Genomic DNA, 20,611 nt, shown 5'->3' on the forward strand with positions numbered 1-20,611 from the left:
ATCGTGTCTTGAGGGTAGGATCTGGCGTCTATCGGCTGCGTACTGACTTCATTCCGTCCCGAATCGCAAGGAAATCCATGACCGACGTCGTCGACCTGTTCGACATTCAGTATTTCTGGAACCTGCTTGCCATCCTCTGGTTCCTCTTCTGCTGGATCGGCTACACCCGCTACGCCAAGACCAAGGCCCGCGACACCGCGTGCCTGGCCAGCGTGCTGCACCTCTACCGCCAGGACTGGATGCGCCGCGTGCTGCTGCGCGACAACCGCGTGGCGGACGCCAGCGTGATCGGCAATCTGGAACGCAACGCCTCGTTCTTCGCATCCAGCACCCTGATTATCCTGGCCGGCATCCTCACCCTGCTGGGCTCCGCCGAGCGCACGATCTCCGTGCTGGCTGACCTGCCCTTCGTCACGGCACCGACCCGTGGGCTGTCGGAGCTGAAGCTGCTGTGCCTGGCGGTGGTGTTCGTCTACGCCTTCTTCACCTTCAGCTGGTGCATGCGCCAATACAACTTCGCGGCGGTGCTGATCGGCTCCGCGCCCATGGTGGGGGAGCGCAACGTTGGCGAGCTGGAGCGCAAGTCCTTTGCCGAGCGGGCGGCGCGCGTGGTGTCGCTGGCGGCGCACCAGTTCAACCAGGGCCTGCGGACCTATTATTTCGCCCTGGCCATGCTCGCCTGGTTCATCAACCCGTGGATCTTCATGCTGGTGACGGCGGGGGTGGTCGGCGTGCTGTACCAGCGCGAATTCCACTCCAGCGTGCTTCACGTGATGGTCTACACGCCGACGCTGCAGGGCGATGCGACACGGGACAATGACATTCCCCCCAGCGGCTGACCGGCAAACGACAGAAACGACAAGGCCCGCATAGTGCGGGCCTTGTTTTGTGCAGCGGAAGCGCTGTTACTGCTGCTTCTGCTCGCCGGCGGGCTCCTGCGGCGCGGTGGCCGGGGCAGCCGGAGCAGCCGGGGCGGCTTCAGGTGCCGGCGGGGTGGTCGGCGCCGGAGTCGCCGGCTGCTCGGTCGCGGCGGGTGCGGCCGGCGCTTTCGGCTCTTCTTTCTTGTCGCAGGCGGCAAGGCCGAGACCGGCAACGATCAGCAGAGCGAAGGGAAGGGTTTTTTTCATGCGGAGCCTCCATGTGCGGCTTTCCTGGTGTTAGCCCTTTGAACAGAGGTTGTGTGAATTAGTTCAACGAATATTCCCAAGGCCCTGTAATCCATCACTGCAGGAGTGACAACGCACGGGGTATGATGCGGCCCCGTGCAGTCAATCGGTCGACCCCTCCCATGTCCGAAAACCCACTCCTGGAGCGCGCCCAACGCTTCCTGTCGGCGCTGCGCCACTGTCAGTTGCTGGGCATCAGCGCACACGCGGCGGACGCTTCCGGCCTGACCCTGCGGCTTCCCTACAGCGAGGCCATTGTCGGCAATCCGGAGACCGGCGTGATCCACGGCGGCGCCATCACCACGCTGATGGACACCACCTGCGGCATCTCCACCGTCTGCGTGCTGCCGCAATTCGAGATCTGCCCGACCCTGGACCTGCGCATCGACTACATGCACCCGGCGCAGCCGCACAAGGACGTCTACGGGTTCGCCGAGTGCTACCGGGTCACCCCGAACATCATCTTCACCCGCGGCTACGCCTACCAGGACGACCCCTCGGAGCCCATCGCCCACGTGGTCGGCACCTTCATGCGCATGGGCAAGGCGGTTTCCGCCGGCGCCGTGAAGCGTGACGTCGAGGGAGGCCAGGGATGAGCACGGTGAACATCGAGGCGATGGTGCGCGCGGCGCACGAGAGCAAGAACTACGACCCGCTGCTGGACATGATCCCCTATGCCAGGCTGCTGGGCATCCGCTGCCTGCGCCTGGGCGACGACGCGATCTTCCACTTGCCGGCCAACCCGGACAACATCGGCAACCCGACGCTGCCGGCCCTGCATGGCGGCGTGATCGCCGGCTTCATGGAGCAATCGGCGCTGCTGCACCTGCTGATGTTCATGGGCATTCCACACATGCCCAAGATCATCGACTTCTCCATCGATTACCTGCGCGCCGGGCACTTCCGCGATACCTACGCGCAGTGCCAGGTCTGGCGCCAGGGCCGGCGCGTGGCCAACGTCGCCATCACCGCCTGGCAGACCACCCGCACCGAGCCCATCGCTACCGCCCGCGCGCACTTCAAGGTCGACGGCGCCTGAATGGACACGCTGCTGATCCTGCTCGGCCTGCTGCTGATTCTCGCCGGGTACGTCTGGCTCATCGCCCGCGCCTTCGAACGCAGCCTGTTCTGGGGGCTCGCCAGCCTGTTGCCGCCGTTGGCGCTGCTGTTCGTCCTGATTCACTGGCGCCACGCGCGCAGTGCCGTCGCCCTCGGTGCACTGGGCTGCATTCCGCTGGTGGTCGGCCTGACCCTGCTGGCCAGCCAGGACAGCGCGCGTCTGGAGGCCATTCTTCGCTTCGAATGGCTCAAGCCCGAACCTGTCGTTCAGCCTGAACTGGCCATCGATCTGCGTGGCGAACTGAACGGCAAGCCGTTCGTGCCCGAGCAGGCCGAGTTCATCGATGGCGTGCTCAGCCTGCGCGAAGGTCAGGACTTCTACGCCCACCGCGAAGTCCAGGTGCGCCTGGCTGCCCCGGTCAGCGGCCCGCTCCGGCTCGACGTGCTGCCCGACGACAAGGGGCGCCTGCCGGAAATCGAAGTCAGCTGGCTCGCGCCAGGCCAGGACCTGCCCGAGGCGGTGCGCCTGCAGCGTGGTTACAGCCTGCACCTGGACCTCACGCCCAAGGCCCCCAACCGCATGGAGGGCGCCTTCCACCTGGTCCTGCCGGCCCAGATGCAGACCACGCTGTCAGGCAACATCGAGGTCTTCACCGACCGCCTGCGCTACCGCGATGGCGAGGTGGATACCCGCTTCGACTCCCGCGACACCCTGCGCTATGTAGTGCAGGACTACCTGCAGCGCCGCTTCGCCCGGCGTGACGTCGCCATCAGCCGGATGCCGACGCTGGATACCCAGCGGGCTTCCCAGGAGGTCCCGCTGACCGTCGAGATGGACGGGCAGACGCAGGACCTGCAGGTGAAGCTGGAGAAGAATCCGACGCGCGGCTGGGGTGTGCGCGGCGACCACTATCCGCGCTTGAAGGCGGCAAGCGTCTCAGCGGTGCCGGCTCAGGCTCCTGCTCCCGCCACGGTCAGCAGCTCGGCGCCGGCGGGGCTGGAAAGCGGCCGCCTGTCCCTGGAGCGCCTGCTGGCGGCGCCCCAGCGCTACGTCAATCGCAGCATGCGCGTGACCACCGAGCGTGGGCGCACCGCCGAGGGCGTCTTCGTCGGACTGAATGCCGACGGTCGTGTTGTCATCCGTCGGGTCATCGAGGGGCCGGGCGAGGCCAGCTACACGCTGCGCCCCAGCGAGATCACCGATATCGAGTTGCCGGCGCAGTGACCGTCCGCCGGCGCTCTGCCGCCGATGTGCCGACGTTTTTTCGCCAACCCCTTGAATTGGTTCGGGAAGCCCCCATCTCGCTGACATCGGCCGCATGACGCGGCATTTGTCATCCTCGGAGCGAGAAACAATGAGCGCGGAGACTCAAAAAGAAACACTGGGCTTCCAGACCGAAGTGAAGCAGCTGCTTCACCTGATGATCCATTCCCTGTATTCGAACAAGGAAATCTTCCTTCGCGAACTGATTTCCAACGCCTCCGACGCCGCCGACAAGCTGCGGTTCGAAGCCCTGGCCAAGCCCGAGCTGCTCGAAGGCGGCGCCGAGCTGAAAATCCGTGTGAGCTTCGACAAGGACGCCAAGACCGTCACCCTCGAAGACAACGGCATCGGCATGAACCGCGAGGAAGTCATCGCGCACCTGGGCACCATCGCCAAGTCCGGCACCGCCGACTTCCTGAAGAATCTCTCGGGTGACCAGAAGAAGGATTCCCACCTGATCGGCCAGTTCGGTGTGGGCTTCTACAGCGCCTTCATCGTCGCCGACAAGGTGGACGTGTTCACCCGCCGCGCCGGTGCTCCGGCCAGCGAGGGTGTGCACTGGTCGTCCAAAGGCGAGGGCGAGTTCGATGTGGCGAGCATCGACAAGGCCGACCGCGGCACCCGCATCGTCCTGCACCTGAAGGACGGCGAAGACGAATTCGCCGATGGCTGGCGCCTGCGCAACATCGTCAAGAAGTACTCTGACCACATCGCGCTGCCCATCGAGCTGCCGAAAGAGGCCGCTGGTGAAGACGCCCCGGTCGAGGCCGAGTGGGAAGTGGTCAACCGTGCCAGCGCCCTCTGGACCCGTCCGCGCACCGAGGTGAAGGACGAGGAATACCAGGAGTTCTACAAGCACATCGCCCATGACTTCGAGAACCCGCTGACCTGGAGCCACAACAAGGTCGAGGGCAAGCTCGAGTACACCTCGCTGCTCTACGTCCCGGCCCGTGCACCGTTCGACCTGTACCACCGCGAGGCCCCGCGCGGCCTGAAGCTGTACGTGCAGCGCGTGTTCATCATGGACCAGGCCGACCAGTTCCTGCCGCTGTACCTGCGCTTCATCAAGGGCGTGGTGGACTCCAACGACCTGTCGCTGAACGTCTCCCGCGAGATCCTGCAGTCCGGCCCCATCGTCGATTCGATGAAGTCGGCGCTGACCAAGCGCTCCCTGGACATGCTGGAGAAGCTGGCGAGCAACGACGCCGAGGCCTACAAGGGCTTCTGGAAGAACTTCGGCCAGGTGCTGAAGGAAGGCCCCGCCGAAGACTTCGCCAACAAGGACAAGATCGCCGGCCTGCTGCGCTTCTCCTCCACCAACGACGAGAGCGGCGAGCAGAGCGTTTCCCTGGCCGACTACATCGGCCGCCTGAAGGAAGGCCAGGACAAGATCTACTACCTCACCGGCGAAAGCTTCGCCCAGGTGAAGAACAGCCCGCACCTGGAAGTCTTCCGCAAGAAAGGCATCGAGGTGCTGCTGCTCACCGACCGCATCGACGAGTGGCTGATGAGCTACCTGCCGGAGTTCGACGGCAAGCAGCTGGTCGACGTCGCCCGTGGCGACCTGGACCTGGGCAGCCTGGACTCCGACGAGGACAAGAAGGCCCAGGAAGAGATCGCCAAGGCGAAGGAAGGCCTGGCCGAGCGCCTGAAAGCCGCGCTGGGCGATGAAGTCGCCGAGGTGCGCGTGTCCCACCGCCTGACCGACTCGCCGGCAATCCTCGCCATCGGCGAACAGGACCTGGGCCTGCAGATGCGCCAGATCCTCGAGGCCAGCGGGCAGAAGGTGCCGGAAGCCAAGCCGATCTTCGAGTTCAACCCGGCCCACCCGCTGATCGAGAAACTCGATGCGGAATCCGATGAAGACCGCTTCGGCGAGCTGACCCACATCCTCTTCGACCAGGCCGCCCTGGCCGCGGGGGACAGCCTGAAAGACCCGGCCGCCTACGTGCGCCGCCTGAACAAGCTGCTGGTGGAGCTCTCCGCCTAAGCCCTGCCGGGCTTGCACGAACGCCACGATTTCAGTGCTGAAATCGTGGCGTTTTTCATTGTGCCCGGCTACCGCTTGGACCCGGACTACGCGGCCCGGTTGGTTCGTGGCTTGCGGGCGATGGACGAGCCTCCATGACAGATCAGCAATACCGGAGAGTAGGGATGCCCTCAAAGCAGAAGTTCGACTGGAAGGCCCTGGAAAATGCCGCCGTGGACCATGTGGTGAGCGCGGTGCGCAAGATTCGCCAGGGCTATCCGGACGAGACCGTCTACGGCGCGATGTTTCACGAATTCTACGGCGATGGCTCGGTCCTCTATTGGCCGATGGTGACGGTCGGTACGGAAGAGAGCCTGGCCCAGGTGGCGGCAGACTATGGCGATGATGGCGAGGACTTGCGCTGGTCCGGCCCGGACCTGAGCCAGCACGCCGAGGACCATGGCTTCGAGCCGGGCGACGAGCAGGATCAATGGGCGACGCAGTGCGCCGAGTTCGCGCAAGCCACTGCCGAGGGCAGCTTCAGCGCCTGGGAGGCGGTCTATGACCGCTTCCTGCACTGTTTTCCCCGTGCGGCGAAGCGGGCCCGCGCTCAGTTGCTCAAGGAAGGCCTGGTCGACAAGCACTTCATCGCTGTTGCCGCGGACGAGGCCGGCGAGCTGGTGCCGCTCAGCCTGACCCGGGCGCAGTTGCGGCGGCACTTCCCGATGTACGACGACGCTGAACGCGAGCGTGCGCGTATCGCGGCATTGCCGCTGACAGAGCAGGTTGCCGAAGTGGTGCCGCAAGCCGTGCGGGCGGCTGCGCCCGGGCCGTTGTTCGGCGAGTACGACGCGCTCGTTCGCGCTCTGGGCGAAGCCGCCGTTCCCGCGCTGCTCGACGTCATCGCCGGGCGCAGCGCCGGCGAAGCTTGGCAGGCGAGCATGCTGCTGGCCGAGATCAATCACTCGACACCCGACGTCATCAGCACGCTGGAAACCGCCCTGTGCAGCGCGGCTTCCAGCGAAAGCGAGCGTGCCTGGGCCGCGTCAGCGCTGGCACGGCTCGACCGCATGGACCTGATTGCCGCGCATCTGAACGACTTGCCCGCCGAAGTGGCCGCGCGCGGGCTCAGCGCTCCCTATCGCTCCTTCCGCGATCGCGGCAAGCACCATCCCCTGGACTACCGCCCGCTCGAAGCAGTGCTGGAGCAGCATCCGGATATTGCGCCAGCAGTCGCCGAGGCACTGGCGCCTGGCTGTGGCTTCTGCACGCTGGAAGCCGACGAAGTGGTGGCGGCGCAACAGGGTTTGAGCTCGAAGTGGGCCTTTATCCGCGAGCATGCCCGCGATGTGCTGGAGGAGTTCGAGCAGCAGTGATGCTCAGCGGACCACAGCGACAAACCCTACGACCTCAACGCACACGGGAAGAATCATCATGGGAATCCAGGCTGTCTATCTGAGCGTGGACGCTGCCGTGCTCGAGCGTGTCGCCGAAGCACCGGCCGAAGGCCTGCTCGATCTGGTGGAAGAACTCGAAGAAGCCGGCAGCCCCCGGGTCGGGCTGGACAAGCTGTGGGATGGCCTGCACTTCCTGCTCACCGGCGTTTCCGCCAGTGCGCCGATCGAAGGCAACCCGCTCAGTGAGGCGGTGGTCGGCGTGCAGGTGTACGACTGCGAAGATTTCATCGCCTGCACAAGGAACGATGAACTACCGGCCATCATTGCTGCGCTCGATGCTGTGTCGATCGAGGAGCTGCTGGCCGGCGCCGATTTCGCCAGGTTCCGCAAGGCCAAACTCTACCCGAAGATCTGGGCGGACGATCCTGCGCAGCTCAGGGCTGAACTGGAAGAGGCCTTCCGGGAACTGCGCGACTTCTATCATGTCTGCGCCACTCAGCAGCGACATGTGCTCGTCAGCATCTACTGAAGGGACGGACGCAGCCGAGGCCTTGCACTGTGCCTCCTGCTGCCGTTTGCCCTTAAACAATCACCCACCGAACCCGAGAGAGTCGAGTAGGCTTGTTCCAGGTTCGATAGGCATCCCCGGCATTTACCAGAGGACTACCCCGATGAGTCAGATCAGCGTGCAACCCGTCGCCTACAGCGTCGATGGCCAGGCCTTCGAAGGCCAGTTGGTATTCGATGCTTCCAGCACCGTGCCGCGTCCCGGCCTGCTGATGGCGCCGAACTGGATGGGCGTCAGCCAAGGCGCCCTGGACACCGCCCGCAAGGTCGCCGAGCGCGGCTACGTGGTGCTGGTGGCCGACCTCTACGGCAAGGATGTACGTCCCAACGGCCCGGACCAGGCCCTCGCCGCCATGATGCCGCTGAAGAACGACCGCTCGCTGCTGCGCCAACGCATGCAGGGCTCGCTCAAGGCGCTGCTGGAGCAGGCCGGCAAGGCGCCTCTGGACACCGCGAAGCTGGCCACCTTCGGCTTCTGTTTCGGCGGCTGCTGCTCCCTGGAACTGGCCCGCGATGGCGCTCCGGTGGCCGCCGCCGTTTCCTTCCACGGCACCCTGGACACGCCGAACCCGGCGGACGCAAAGAACATCCAGGGCGCGGTACTGGTCCTCGACGGCGCCATCGACCCGCTGGTGCCGCGCGAGCAGCTGGGCGAGTTCGCCAGGGAAATGACCGCCGCCAATGTCGACTGGGCCCTGACCAGCTACGGTGGCGCCGCGCACTCCTTCACCGACCCGCACGCGCAGGTGCCGGGCAAGATGCAGTACGACGCCAAGGTGGCGCGTCGCGCCTTCGCTGCGATGTTCGACCTGCTGGACGAACGCTTCGGCGCCTGACCGGATCGGGGGAGGGCGTCGCGCCGCTCCCCCGTGCCGGATTCACCGCAGCTTGGCCACCTTGAATTCCAGGTCCGGCCAGGCTGGCAGGCCGGCGAAGTCTTCCCGCAGGTAGCGTGCCAGCGCGACTACCTGCTCATCGTTCAGGCTATTGCCGAAGGCCGGCATGTAGCCCAGCTCCGGCCGTGCGGGCTCGCCGATGCCATGCAGGATCACCTGCAGCAGGTTATCCGGGGTGGCCGCATACAGGTTGCTGCTCACCGCCAGCGATGGCCGCACCCCATTGAGCTTCGGGCTTTCGCCGTCATGGTGGCAGGCCATGCAGGCGCCATTGAATATCCGTCCACCGCTGCCACTGACGGGCTGCAGCGTGCCGTAGGTTCGCTGCTCCAGTTCGACGGCCCGCTGCTCCGGCGAGAAGTCACCGGCCTGCTCCGGGAGGAAGGTCGCGAGGTAGCGCGCCATGGCCTGCAGGTCCGCTTCCGGTTGCTGCGTGAGCCCGGAGGCTACGGGCGCCATCGGGCCGGCGGCGGCGCCGTGGTAGCGCGAGAAGCCGTTGCGGAAATAGTCGTACAGCAGCGCCTGGTTCCAGGGGATGGGCGGCTTGCTGTTGGCGTTGAGCGCCGGAACCTGCCAGCCGTCCACCGTCGCGCCGGCGAAGCGATCCTTGCCGGTACGCTCGGCGCCCAGCGCGTTGCGCGGTGAGTGGCAGGCGCTGCAATGTCCCAGTCCTTCCACCAGATAGGCACCGCGATTCCACGCCGCATCGCGCTGTGGCTGCGGCTGGAAAACGCCCTTGTCGAAGAACAGGAAGTTCCAGCCCGCCATGATCCGGCGCTGGTTGTAGGGGAAGGGCAGGCGGTCGTCCGGCGTATCCGCCGCAACAGCCGGGCGGCTCATCAGGTAGGCATACAGGTCGCGCAGGTCTTCGTCGCCGACACGGGTGAACGCGGTGTAGGGGAACGCCGGGTAGAGGTAGTCGCCTTCGCGGGAGATACCCTCGCGCATCGCCCGCTTGAAGGCTTCGAAGGACCAGACGCCGATGCCGGTATCGCGATCCGGGGTGAGGTTGGCGGTGTAGAGCGTGCCGAAGGGCGTAACCATGGCGCGGCCGCCCGTCAGGGGTGCGCCGCCGTCACGGGTGTGGCACACCGCGCAATCACCCAGGGCCGCCAGTTGCTGGCCACGGGCGATAGCCTCGTCGCTGAAGCTTTCGGGATCGGGTGGGTCGATCGGCGCGATGCTCGGTTGCCCGGTGGCGATCAGAGCCACCACGGCGAATGCGGCCAGAGCGCCGATAATGGCGAGTGAAGTCTTGTTCATGACGGTTGCTTCTCCTGCAGCGTCGCGCGAACTCGCTCGGGGGTGAACGGCGGCCGGGTGAAGCGCACGCCGGTGGCGTCGTGCAGGGCATTGGCGATGGCCGCGGCGCTGGGCACCGAGGTGGACTCGCCGGCCCCCAGCGGAGGGGTACCGGGACGGTCGAGCAGCAGCGCGGTGATCTTCGGCACCTGCGGGAACCCGAGGATCGGATAGCCACCCCATTCGAGGCTGGTGACACCACTGCGGTCGAAGCTCGAGTGCTCCATCAGCGCCCGGCTGGTGGCCTGGATCACGTTGCCGTGGACCTGATGGCGAACGCCGTCGGGGTTGACCATCTGCCCGCAGTCCTGCGCCACGTGGACGTCGGTCACACGGACGGCGCCAGTGTGCGGTTCGACCTCGACGTCGACTATCCAGGCGGCCCAGGCCGAACCGAACCCCGGGAAGTCGCCATGGAAATAGCGCGCATAGGCGAAGCCGCGGCCGACCAGCAGGTTGCCCTGGCGCGCCTGCGGATTGGGTGAGACGCGCGGCTGCCAGTGGGCGGAGGCGGCCAGTGCGTTGATCAGCGCAACCGCGCGCTCGTCGTGCAGGTAGCGCAGGCGGAATTCGATGGGGTCGGCACCGGCCATCTGCGCCAGTTCGTCGATGTAGGACTCGTGGGCGAAGACGTTGGGCAATGCCGACACCCCGCGCATCCACGACGCCCGGACGATCGGCACGGCGTCGTTGCAGACCACGCGCATGCGCGGGTAGGCATATTGCGGCACGGCGGTGCGGTCGCCCATCCGCGTCACCTGGGGCTTGGCCGCCACCTTCGAAGTGAGTAGCAGCGCCAGGTTGATGCCGTTGTTGGAGGGGTAGCAGGTGGCGAAGTCGTAGGCCGCCACGTTGCCGTCCTTGTCCAGCCCGCCACGGACTTCGATCAGCTGCGCCGAGCCCTTGGGCTCCCAGCCGTGTTCCTGTTCGCGCATCAGTTGCACACGCACCGGGCGGCCGACGGCCAGGGCGAGCAGGGCGGCATCGGCGGCCACGTCGTCGGCGCAGTTGCGCCCGTAGCAGCCGGACGCTTCCATCCGTATGACTTCGACCTGTTCGGGTCGCATGCCCAGCAAGGTCACGAGGTCGGCGCGCAGGTCGTGGGGATTCTGACTGCCGGACCAGACCTTCATCACGCCGTCCTCGAGATTCGCCAGTGCACAGGACGGGCCGATGGACGCGTGCTGGTGGTAAGGCCAGACGTAGGTGCGCTGCAGCGGGCGATCGATCTCCTTGAGCACGGCATCCATCTGCTGATCGTCCTGCAGCATGCGTGGCTGCTTGGGGTGGGCGCGCAGGGTCGCTTCCAGGTCGTCGAGACCCAGCGGCGGCAGGTCGCTCCAGCTCTTCCAGCGGACCTTCAGCGCCCGGGCGATGCGGATCGCCTGCTCCTCGCGCTCGGCCACCACGCCGATAAAATCACTGATCACTACCAGGCGGACGAAGCCGGGCAGCTTGGCCACGGATGCCTTGTCGATTTCCAGCCGGCTCCGGCCCAGAGGCGCGTTGACGTCGGCCCCGGTATAGGGCGGACGCACCACGCGGCCGTGGAGCATTCCCGGCAGGCGCATGTCGTGTACGTAGGTCAGCCCGCCGGTGACCTTGGCAGGGATGTCCAGACGCGGCACCGAGCGGCCGATCACCCGGTATTCGCTATGCGGCTTGAGCGGCGCGCTGGCATCGATCCTCAGTTCGAAGCGCTTTCCTTGCAGCAACTCGCCGTAGCCGATGCGCCGCGCTGGTTTGCGTTTGACGAAGATGGCGCCGTCAGCGCAATCGAGCTGGCGGATGCTGGTCTTCAGGGCCAGCGCCGCCCGCTGCATCAGGAATTCCCGCGCCTCGGCCGCGGCACGGCGCAACGGGATGGCACTGACCTGGATGCTCGAACTGGCGATGGTCGGCCCCTGGTCGGGCGTGTAGCGGGTATCGCCCAGCAGCAGGGTTACCTGTTTGAGATCGACGTTGAGTTCCTCGGCGACGATCTGGCTCAGGGCCGTGCGGATGCCGGTGCCGAGATCGACATGGCCGCAGGCGGCGGTGATGGTGCCGTTGGCGGCGATGGCGATGAAGCTGTCGACCTGATCGAGCGGCAGCGCGGCGTCGGCGGCCTGGGCGAGCAGCGGCCGTGGCAGCTGGACGCTGACCAGCAGCACCCCGCCGGCCGTGAGGAAGTTGCGACGGCTGAGCGGGTTCATGCCGGGCTCCCGTTTCCGTCGTCGCTGCTGCGGTGGGCGGCCCTTCGCACGGCGTTGAGGATTTCAATATGGGTGCCGCAGCGACACAGGTTGTAGGCCAGTTCCTGACGGATCTCGTCGTCGCTGGGCTTGGGGTTGCGGGCGAGCAGCGCGGCGCTGGTCATGACCATGCCGTTGGTGCAGTAGCCGCACTGCGCGGCCTGCTCGTCGATGAAGGCCTGCTGCACCGGGTGCGGGGCATCCAGTGTGCCGAGGCCTTCCAGGGTGGTGACCTGGCGCCCCAGGGCTGCGGAGACCGGCGTGATGCAGGATCGCGTGGCGATGCCATCGAGATGGACGGTGCAGGCGCCACATTCGCCCAGGCCGCAGCCGAACTTGGGGCCATTGAGCTGCAGGTCGTTGCGCAGGACGTAGAGCAGGGGCGTATCGGCTGCCACGGTGAGCTGCCGGGTCTGGCCGTTGACGACCAGCGTGAGAGGGGCGTCCATGGGGTGGGTTCCTTCCTGAGAGAGTCATGCCCGACGCCCTGGCTCTGGCCGGGTGTAGGGAAAAGGAAGGAAGTCTTCGGGAGGAGCCTGGCGCCAGCTAGGGCGAGCAGGCCGAAAGGGCTGTAGGAATCAGGTGATAGGGGCGCTGGCAGTGCGCCCCGTCAGGGATAGGCGTCAGGCGTTGCCAGCGGGAGCCGTGGAGGGTTGGTCGGCACGATAGCCGCGTGCGCCGAACCAGACGATGTACAGGTAGCACACCAGCGGCACGGCGAAGGAAGGCAGCAGGCCGACGCGGTCGGCGAAGAAGGCCTGCACCAGCGGCATCACGGCGCCGCCGACGATGGCCATGCAGAGCAGGCCGGAGCCCTTGCTGGTGAGGTTGCCCAGGCCTTCCAGGGCGAGGGAGAAGATGGTCGGGAACATGATCGAGTTGAACAGGCCGATCAGGATCAGCGCCCACATCGCCACATGCCCGCCGATGCTCAGCGCGATGCCGATCAGCACCGCGATGGCCACGGCATTGAAGGCCAGCAGGCGGTTCGGCGCGATGGCGCGCATCAGCGCGCTGCCGATGAAGCGGCCGACCATGGCGCCGCCCCAGTAGAACGACAGGTACTTGCCGGCCTGGTCCGCCGGCAGCCCGGCGATGTCCGGCTGGCCCATCAGGCTAACCAGGTAGCTGCCGATGGACACCTCGGCACCGACATAGCAGAAGATCGCGATGACCCCGAAGATCAGGTGGCGGTGGGCAAAGATCGACTGGCGCCCCGCCACGCCGTCGGTGGGTTCGCCGTGGTGGATCTTCGGCAGGCGGAACAGGGCGATCAGCACGGCGATGGCGAACAGCAGGCTGGCCAGCACCAGGTAGGGCGTCTTCACCGAGTCCGCTTCGCTGGCGGCGGAGCTGCCAATCTGTGAAGCGGCGCCGGCGCCGATGGCAAGGATGGTCACCGAGCCTACCAGCGGCCCGACCGTGGTACCCAGGGAGTTGAAGGCCTGCGTCAGGTTCAGCCGGCTGGCGGCGGTGGCCGCCGGCCCGAGTATGTTCACGTAAGGGTTGGCCGCCACCTGCAGCAGGGTAATGCCCGAGGCGAGGATGAACAGTGCGGCGAGGAAGAACGGGTAGGACTGCGAACCGGCCGCCGGGTAGAAAAGCAGGCAGCCGATACCGGCGGTGGCCAGGCCGACGATGATGCCGCTCTTGTAGCCGACCGTCTCCACCAGTCGCCCGGCGGGGAAGGACATGATGAAGTAGGCGCCGAAGAAGCAGAACTGCACCAGAGAGGCCTCCACGTAAGACAGGGTGAAGACTGCCTTCAGGTGCGGCACGAGGATGTCGTTCAGCGACGTGATCAGGCCCCACATGAAGAACAGCAGGGTCAGCACGGTGAGGGCGCTGGTGTGGCGGTTGGCGGTCGACTGGTCCATCACGGACTCCTTGGGCCAGAAGTAGCGGGCTTGCCGTCGGCAAGGGTTCGGGGCGCGCGATGCTGCGGCAAGTCGCTGCGCGAGTCCTCAGGCATTCGCCGGTTTCGACAGCGGGGCGGCGATTTCTGATCGGCTTCTCTGTACGGCTAGCGCGGCAATTCGATGCGTTCCAGTTCGCCCGGCACCGTCGGCCAGTCGCGGGCGGCCCAGCGCGCGCGGGCACTGTCGATCAGTTCAGGATCGCTGGCGACGAAGTTCCAGTTCATCCGCCGCGGCCCGTCCAGCGGGTCGCCACCGATGATCACCGCGTGGCAGTCGCCACAGGCGGAAAGGGTGAAAGTCTCGCCTTCCGGCAGGACGACCAACTGGTGCAGCGGCAGCGGTTCATCGTCCAGCAGCGCTTCGCCTTCGATCAGGTATAGCGCGCGCTCGGGATGTTCGTCCGGGATCGCCAGGGTCGCGCCGGTGCTGAGCTGCAGGTCGGCGTAGAGCGTCTTCGAACGCACCGGCACCGGCGACTCCAGGCAGAAGCCGGCGCCGGCGATCATGCGGATGCGCACCCCCAGGCTGTCGCTCTCCGGCAGGCTGGCGCTGGCGTGGTGGCTGTAGCTGGGGTCGCACCCTTCCAGCTCGCGCGGCAGGGCCAGCCAGACCTGCAGGCCATGCAGGCGCGAGCCGCTGTGCAGCAGGTCGGCCGGGGTCCGCTCGACGTGGGCGACGCCGCGCCCGGCGGTCATCCAGCTGACGTCGCCGGGCAACACGAGCTGGTCCGAGCCGAGGCTGTCCTTGTGCTGTACCTGGCCTTCGAACAGGTAGGTGAGGGTGGACAGGCCGATGTGCGGGTGCTGGCGGATGTCCATGCCGTGCTCCGGCGCGAAGCTGCTTTCGAGCATGTGGTCGAAGAACACGAAGGGCCCGACGCTGCGGCGCTGGGCCGAGGGCAGGGGGCGCAGGATGGGCACGCCCTCGACGTCTTCGGCGCGCGGGCGGATGGCTAGCAGGCTGTCGCTCATGATGGTGTCCAGTGGTGCGATCCACGCATGATAGACGCTTGGCGCCGCACTGACCCGTACGGCGTCAAGCTGTCATCAGGCTGTCACGGCGATGTCATAGCCTCGCGCGGACCCCAACAAGGAGCGCGACATGTCCATTTCCCGCCTGCCAGCAGTCCTGGCTCTCTCCCTGGCTTCTGCCTTCGCTTCCTCGGCCTTTGCCGAAGTGCGCGTCAACGGCCCGGTCGAGTACGGCGTCTTCGTCAGCAACTACAAGGATTACCAGCCCGGTGAGCGTGTGCTGACCAGCAGCAAGGAGCAGCTGGAGTCCACCACTCGCGTTCCGGCCAAGCTGGGCACCAAGTTCGGCATGCGCTACCAGCTCAGCGGCAAGCAGGAAGGCGACACGCCGCTGACCCTGCTGTACTTCACTCCCGGCGTGGTGACCCCCGACGGCCAGCGCCACGACAAGCTCGAGGTCGTGCAGAAGTTGGTCGTGGGCGCGCCCACCGACGTGATGGCCTACCAGTTCACCGAGAACCACGAGGTGGTCCAGGGCCAGTGGCGCTTCATGGTGTTCCAGGGCGACCGCCTGCTGGCGGAGAAGACCTTCACCGTCGAGTGAATCTCGCTGTGTGAACTCTCTGTAAGAGAAAAGCCCGGCCATGTGCCGGGCTTTTCTTTGCCTGTTGAAAGGCACGGATTACATCCTTTCCATTGGCAGGTGGGAAACAGTTTGTTACTTTGCCTGCACGATAGTCCCAACTCCCGGCGTGCAAGCAGAAGAGGAGAGGGAGCCAAAGCGCCCGCAAGCGCTCTGGCAGGAGTGTTACTGCACGGTGGCCCGGTTATTCCGAGGTCGTCGGCAGCCGAGAAACGAATAAGAACAGCGCCGGCCGCAATGACCGGGGCGATAAATCTTGGCCATGGAGGTAATGCTGTCTATGAACAGTCGATTGGGTGCGCGTTCGTCCATTTTCTGGGCGCCGCGGCGGGCGGGGGCGGTGATGGGACTCTTGCCGCTGCTGGTGGCGGGGTCGGCCCAGGCTCTGGAGTTCAAGCTGGCCGAGAACGAGATCACCGGCTCGCTCGACAGCACGTTGTCCTACGGCGCCATGTGGCGCGTGCAGGGGCGTGACAAGAGCAACATCAGCGACATCAACGCCGACGACGGCAACCGCAACTTCGATACCGGCCTGGTTTCCCAGGTCTTCAAGCTCACCTCCGATCTCTCGGCCAAGTACCAGAACTACGGCCTGTTCATGCGTGGCACTGCCTATTACGACACGCAGATCATGGACAAGCGCAACGACTACTACGACACCACCAATGGAGTGGAGCGTCCCAGCCAGTCGTTCCCGCAGGACGATCACTTCACCGACGACACCCGCCACATCGCCGGGCGCAAGGCAGAGTTGCTGGATGCCTACCTGTCCGGCAGCTGGGACGTCGCCGAGCACCCGCTGACCGGCCGCGTCGGCCGCCAGGTGCTGAACTGGGGCGAGGGCGTGTTCTACCGGGGTGGCATCAACACCATCAACCCGGTGGACGCCGCGCGCTTCCACCTGCCGGGCTCGGAACTCAAGGAAGTGCTGGTGCCGACCGAGGCGCTGAGCCTCAACTTCGGCCTGACCGACGACCTCTCCGTGGAAGGCTTCTATCAGTGGAAGTGGAAGGAGACCCGCCTGGACTCGGTGGGCACCTACTTCTCCGACACCGACCTGTTCAGCGACGGCGGCAACACCGCCTACACCACCGAGGACAACCCGCTGATCAAGGAACTGCTGGCCGGCTACCCGACCGTGGCTTCCCTCGGACTGCTGGGCAACGGGCCGCACGGGCCCAACTCCTACCTGAACCCCAACACCGGCACCTTCAAGGTCGCCAACGTCGGCAAGGACATCGAAGCCAGCGACAGCGGCCAATTCGGCGTGGCCTTCCGCTATATCGCCGAAGAGCTGAATTCCACCGAGTTCGGTTTCTACTTCGTCAATTACCACGCCAAGGAGCCGCAGATCGCGGTCGACCTGCGCGGCTACCAGGGTGTCGATGTCGACGAACTCAACTCGCTGCTCGGTCCGCTGGGCCTGGGCGAAGCAGTGCCGGGGCTGGCCACGCTGGACATGGCGAGCAATGCCGAAGCACGCCGTGACTACGTCGAAAACATCCGCATGTACGGCTTCAGCTTCAACACCACGCTGGGTGACGCCTCGGTGTCCGGTGAGATCGCCTACCGGCCGAATATGCCGATCAGCATCTCTGCCACCGACGACCTGCTGGGCGACCTGCTGACCCAGGGCGTGCTTGGCCAGACCAACCTGTTCGATGCCAACACACCGGCCGGCCAGGCCTGCGCCCCGGTCGCCGGCAAGCAGCTGTGCCGTGGTGAGCTGTTCGAGAACTACGAGCGTGCCGAGACCTACAACATCTCGCTGTCGACCATCTACAACTTCGGCCCGCACCTGACCTTCGACTCCATGACCGGCGTGGCGGAGCTGGCTTCCGAGCACATCCGTGGCAGCAGCCTGGAATACACCGCCTGGGACGGCAGCAAGCGCAAGTTCGTCGGTGCCCAGGACAAGGCCTACGTCGGCGGCAATGACGACGACGTGCAGATCAGTCGCGACAGCTACGGCTACACCCTGCTGCTCACCGGCAGCTGGAACGACGTCTACGCTGGGGTGAAGCTCTCGCCCTACGCCGTGTACCAGGAAGACTTCAGCGGCAACTCCGACCGTACCGGCAACTTCATCGAGGGGCGCAAGGCCTACACCCTCGGTATCGACGCCAGCTACCTGAACACCTTCGAGGTCGGCACCCAGTACACCAGCTACTACGGCGCCGGCTCCAGCAACTCCGCGCGTGACCGCGACAACGTCTCGATCACCGCGAAATACTCGTTCTGATCCGGAGAGAGCCATGTACAAGAAGAGTTCCCTGATCGCCCTTGCCGTGTTGTCAGCGCTAGCCATCACCGATGCGCGTGCCGCTGTCTCGGCCGACCAGGCTGCCCAGCTGAAGAGCAGCCTGACGCCCATGGGCGCGGAAAAGGCCGGCAACGCTGCCGGCAGCATTCCCGCCTGGAGCGGCGGCCTGACGTCGGCGCCCGCCGGCTACAAGGGGCCGGGTGCGCACCACGTCGACCCGTTCCCCGGCGAGAAGCCCAAGTTCGTCATCACCAAGGCCAACCTCGACCAGTACAAGGCCAACCTGACGGCAGGGCAGATCGCGCTGTTCAACGCCTACCCGGACAGCTACCAGATGCCGATCTACGAGACCCACCGCACCGGCTCGGCGCCGCAGTGGGTCTACGACAACATCTACAAGAACGCTACCAGCGCCAAGCTGGTGGAAGGCGGCAACGGCTTCTCCGATGCCTACGGCGGCGTGCCGTTCCCGATCCCGCAGAGCGGCGTGGAAGCGGTGTGGAACCACATCGCCCGCTACCGTGGCACCTACATCGTGCGGCGTTCTTCCCAGGCCGGCGTGCAGCGCAACGGCGCCTACGCGCTGGTGACCTCGCAGGACGAGGCGCTGTTCCGCTTCTACGACCCCAAGGGGAGCTTCGAGAAGCTCGGCAACACCATGTTCTACTACATGACCTTCACCACCGCCCCGGCCCGCCTGGCCGGTAACGGCGCGCTGGTGCAGGAGACCCTCGACCAGGTCAAGGAGCCGCGCCAGGCCTGGGGCTACAACCCCGGCCAGCGCCGTGTGCGCCGCGCCCCGACGCTGGCGTACGACACCCCGATCGAAGACTCCGATGGCCTGCGCACCGCCGACGACACCGACATGTACAACGGCGCGCCGGACCGCTACGACTGGACCCTGGTGGGCAAGAAGGAAATCTACATCCCTTACAACAACTACCAGATCACCAGCCCGGAGGTTAAGTACAAGGACCTGCTTACCCCCGGCCACGTCAATCCCAAATACACCCGCTACGAGCTGCACCGCGTGTGGGTGGTGGACGGCAAACTGAAGCCCGGCGCGCGGCACATCTATTCGCGTCGCACCCTGTACCTCGACGAGGACAGCTGGGGCGCCGCCGTGGTGGACCAGTACGACGGTCGCGGTGAGCTGTGGCGTGTGTCGCTGGCGTACCTGAAGAGCTTCTACGAGCAGCCGATGGTATGGACCGCGCTGGACACCTTCCATGACCTCCAGGCGCACCGCTACAGCATCCAGTGGCTGGACAACGAGGAGCCGGGCACCGCTGACTTCAGCCAGCCGGCGCCGGACGACTCCAACTTCAGCCCGTCGGCGCTGCGCCGCAAGGCATCGCGCTAAGTCTGCAAACGACGAAGGCCCCGCAAGGGGCCTTTTTCATTTCCGGCAAGTGCCGCGCCCGCTCTGCGGACGTCGGGCTTCAAGCCATCGGCGGCAAGCGCCGCTTCACCGGGCTCTTCTTGACGATGGCGGTGTTGGTCTCGGCAAATCCGTTGAGGTGATCGAGGATCTCGTCCAGCTGCTCCATGGAGCGCACGCACATCCGCGCGTAGAAGCAATCCTCCCCGGTGACCTTGTCGCACTCGGTGAATTCGGGGATCGCCAGGATCTGCTTCTCCACGTCCTGCAATTTCCCCGGCAGCGGGCGCACCCGGACGATGGCCTGCAGCTGGTAGCCGAAGGCGCGTGGGTCGACGTTCACCGTGTAGCCGGTGATCACCTGGCGTTCTTCGAGCTTGCGCAGGCGCTCGGCCACGCTGGGGGAGCTGAGGCCGCTGACCTGGGCCAGGGCCTTGAGGGAAAGGCGCGAATCTTCCATCAGCGCGGAGATCAGCAACTGGTCGATGTCGTCGGTCATCTTGGCCTCGAAAGGTGAAGTCGGTGAATTACCTTGATAGTAAAGGTAATCGCGGTAGTTTGCCTGCGTCAGGCGATGGAGTGCACGAATCCACCTGTTCATACTGGTCACCAACAAGCGGAGGTGAACCATAAACGAGCCAATCAGACGCGGCACCCTGGAAATGATCAGCGCCATGCTGATCTGCGGCACCATCGGCTGGCTGGTGGTGGTCTCGGGCCAACCGGTGCTGGATGTGGTGTTCTGGCGCTGCGTGTTCGGCGCCGCGACACTCCTGGTGATCTGCGCGGCCATGGGCTTCCTGCGCCCCGGCATTCTTACCCGCGCCACCTTCGGCCTGGCGCTGCTCAGCGGCGCAGCCATCGTCGGCAACTGGGTGCTGCTGTTCGGCTCCTACTCGCGGGCGTCCATCGCCATCGGCACGGCGGTCTACAACGTGCAGCCGTTCCTGCTGGTGCTGCTGGGCGCGCTGTTCCTCGGCGAGAAGGTGACCGCGCAAAAACTCGCCTGGCTCGGCGTTTCCTTCGTCGGCATGCTGGCCATCGTCAGCGCACACGGTGAGGCGGGGCAGGTGGGTAGCGACTATCTGGGTGGCATCGCCCTGGCCCTCGGAGCGGCGGCCCTGTATGCGGTGGCGGCGCTGATCATCAAGCGCCTGACCGGCGTGCCGCCGCACCTGATCGCGCTGATCCAGGCGGTGACCGGCATCCTGCTGCTGGCGCCCTGGGCAAACCTCTCTCCACTGCCGCAAGCGACCACTGCCTGGGCCAGCCTGGCGACCCTGGGTATCGTGCACACCGGCATCATGTATGTGCTGCTCTATGGTGCGATCCAGAAGCTGCCCACGGCGCTGACCGGCGCGCTGTCGTTCATCTACCCGATCGCCGCGATCTTCGTCGACTGGTTCGCCTTCGGCCACCGTCTGACCCCGTTGCAATGGCTGGGCGTGGTCGCCATCCTGCTGGCCGCCGCCGGCATGCAGCGCGGCTGGAGCCTGAACCTGCGGCGCCTGGCCTGGCGCTGAAATCCGTGCTTGCCTGACAATGCCGGGGAACCAGTGCCGCCGGGCACAGGTCCTGTA

The 20,611-nt window shown here is 65.9% G+C and carries 19 protein-coding genes; 12 read left to right on the forward strand and 7 right to left on the reverse strand.

Features of this window, described 5'->3' with window-relative positions:
* Positions 1-77 precede the first annotated feature (77 nt).
* Positions 78-839 carry a DUF599 domain-containing protein gene (locus ABKS89_RS12725; RefSeq protein WP_138216607.1) on the forward strand — a complete coding sequence of 254 codons (762 nt, stop codon included), beginning with the start codon at positions 78-80 and terminating at the stop codon, positions 837-839.
* 66 nt (positions 840-905) lie between these two features.
* Here the strand turns inward: ABKS89_RS12725 and ABKS89_RS12730 are convergent, their stop codons facing one another.
* Positions 906-1,127, reverse strand: a complete 222-nt coding sequence (locus ABKS89_RS12730) for a hypothetical protein (RefSeq protein WP_138216606.1) — start codon at positions 1,125-1,127, stop codon at positions 906-908.
* A gap of 161 nt (positions 1,128-1,288) precedes the next feature.
* Between ABKS89_RS12730 and ABKS89_RS12735 the strand changes: the two genes are divergently transcribed.
* The 7 genes from ABKS89_RS12735 (at position 1,289) to ABKS89_RS12765 (ending at position 8,258) form a co-directional block, all read left to right on the forward strand.
* Positions 1,289-1,762 carry a PaaI family thioesterase gene (locus tag ABKS89_RS12735; protein ID WP_081516717.1) on the forward strand — a complete coding sequence of 158 codons (474 nt, stop codon included), beginning with the start codon at positions 1,289-1,291 and terminating at the stop codon, positions 1,760-1,762.
* The gene (locus tag ABKS89_RS12740) at positions 1,759-2,205 is read left to right on the forward strand and encodes a PaaI family thioesterase (protein WP_138216605.1); all 447 of its coding nucleotides are present in this window, start codon (positions 1,759-1,761) and stop codon (positions 2,203-2,205) included. Before ABKS89_RS12735 ends, ABKS89_RS12740 begins: the two co-directional genes overlap by 4 nt.
* Positions 2,206-3,450 carry an MFS transporter gene (locus ABKS89_RS12745; RefSeq protein ID WP_138216604.1) on the forward strand — a complete coding sequence of 415 codons (1,245 nt, stop codon included), beginning with the start codon at positions 2,206-2,208 and terminating at the stop codon, positions 3,448-3,450.
* 130 nt (positions 3,451-3,580) lie between these two features.
* A complete protein-coding gene (gene htpG, locus ABKS89_RS12750) occupies positions 3,581-5,479 on the forward strand; it encodes a molecular chaperone HtpG (RefSeq protein WP_348589273.1) in 1,899 nt (632 codons plus the stop codon).
* Positions 5,480-5,643: 164 nt separating this feature from the next.
* A complete protein-coding gene (locus tag ABKS89_RS12755) occupies positions 5,644-6,834 on the forward strand; it encodes a DUF4303 domain-containing protein (protein WP_348589272.1) in 1,191 nt (396 codons plus the stop codon).
* Between the two features lie 58 nt (positions 6,835-6,892).
* On the forward strand, positions 6,893-7,384 hold the full coding sequence (locus ABKS89_RS12760; RefSeq protein WP_171039470.1) for a YfbM family protein: 492 nt from the start codon (positions 6,893-6,895) through the stop codon (positions 7,382-7,384).
* Between the two features lie 142 nt (positions 7,385-7,526).
* Positions 7,527-8,258, forward strand: coding sequence for a dienelactone hydrolase family protein (locus ABKS89_RS12765; RefSeq protein ID WP_138216601.1), 732 nt, complete (start codon positions 7,527-7,529; stop codon positions 8,256-8,258).
* A gap of 42 nt (positions 8,259-8,300) precedes the next feature.
* On the opposite strand, the gene ABKS89_RS12770 is transcribed toward ABKS89_RS12765, so the two are convergent.
* The 5 genes from ABKS89_RS12770 to ABKS89_RS12790 all read right to left on the reverse strand — a co-directional run bounded on the left by ABKS89_RS12770 (position 8,301) and on the right by ABKS89_RS12790 (position 14,744).
* Complete coding sequence (locus tag ABKS89_RS12770; RefSeq protein WP_348589271.1) at positions 8,301-9,581, reverse strand: cytochrome c; 1,281 nt, start codon at positions 9,579-9,581, stop codon at positions 8,301-8,303.
* Positions 9,578-11,815: a xanthine dehydrogenase family protein molybdopterin-binding subunit gene (locus ABKS89_RS12775; RefSeq protein ID WP_348589270.1), complete on the reverse strand. Its 2,238-nt coding sequence runs from the start codon at positions 11,813-11,815 to the stop codon at positions 9,578-9,580. Before ABKS89_RS12775 ends, ABKS89_RS12770 begins: the two co-directional genes overlap by 4 nt.
* Positions 11,812-12,303: a (2Fe-2S)-binding protein gene (locus ABKS89_RS12780; protein WP_348589269.1), complete on the reverse strand. Its 492-nt coding sequence runs from the start codon at positions 12,301-12,303 to the stop codon at positions 11,812-11,814. The genes ABKS89_RS12775 and ABKS89_RS12780 overlap by 4 nt, the downstream gene beginning before the upstream one ends.
* 174 nt (positions 12,304-12,477) lie before the next feature.
* Positions 12,478-13,731 carry a sugar MFS transporter gene (locus ABKS89_RS12785; RefSeq protein ID WP_348589268.1) on the reverse strand — a complete coding sequence of 418 codons (1,254 nt, stop codon included), beginning with the start codon at positions 13,729-13,731 and terminating at the stop codon, positions 12,478-12,480.
* 146 nt (positions 13,732-13,877) lie between these two features.
* A complete protein-coding gene (locus ABKS89_RS12790) occupies positions 13,878-14,744 on the reverse strand; it encodes a pirin family protein (RefSeq protein WP_348589267.1) in 867 nt (288 codons plus the stop codon).
* Between the two features lie 130 nt (positions 14,745-14,874).
* Between ABKS89_RS12790 and ABKS89_RS12795 the strand changes: the two genes are divergently transcribed.
* The 3 genes from ABKS89_RS12795 to ABKS89_RS12805 all read left to right on the forward strand — a co-directional run bounded on the left by ABKS89_RS12795 (position 14,875) and on the right by ABKS89_RS12805 (position 19,013).
* Complete coding sequence (locus ABKS89_RS12795; protein WP_138216595.1) at positions 14,875-15,348, forward strand: DUF3859 domain-containing protein; 474 nt, start codon at positions 14,875-14,877, stop codon at positions 15,346-15,348.
* 319 nt (positions 15,349-15,667) lie between these two features.
* Positions 15,668-17,629: a DUF1302 domain-containing protein gene (locus tag ABKS89_RS12800; protein ID WP_138216594.1), complete on the forward strand. Its 1,962-nt coding sequence runs from the start codon at positions 15,668-15,670 to the stop codon at positions 17,627-17,629.
* A 13-nt stretch (positions 17,630-17,642) separates the two neighbouring features.
* A complete protein-coding gene (locus tag ABKS89_RS12805) occupies positions 17,643-19,013 on the forward strand; it encodes a DUF1329 domain-containing protein (protein ID WP_348589266.1) in 1,371 nt (456 codons plus the stop codon).
* Between the two features lie 79 nt (positions 19,014-19,092).
* Here the strand turns inward: ABKS89_RS12805 and ABKS89_RS12810 are convergent, their stop codons facing one another.
* The gene (locus ABKS89_RS12810; RefSeq protein WP_138216592.1) at positions 19,093-19,530 is read right to left on the reverse strand and encodes an Lrp/AsnC family transcriptional regulator; all 438 of its coding nucleotides are present in this window, start codon (positions 19,528-19,530) and stop codon (positions 19,093-19,095) included.
* Positions 19,531-19,660: 130 nt separating this feature from the next.
* Between ABKS89_RS12810 and ABKS89_RS12815 the strand changes: the two genes are divergently transcribed.
* On the forward strand, positions 19,661-20,554 hold the full coding sequence (locus tag ABKS89_RS12815) for a DMT family transporter (RefSeq protein ID WP_348589408.1): 894 nt from the start codon (positions 19,661-19,663) through the stop codon (positions 20,552-20,554).
* Positions 20,555-20,611: the final 57 nt, after the last annotated feature.

This window comes from Pseudomonas sp. LABIM340 (assembly GCF_040017195.2).
Taxonomy (GTDB): Bacteria; Pseudomonadota; Gammaproteobacteria; order Pseudomonadales; family Pseudomonadaceae; genus Pseudomonas.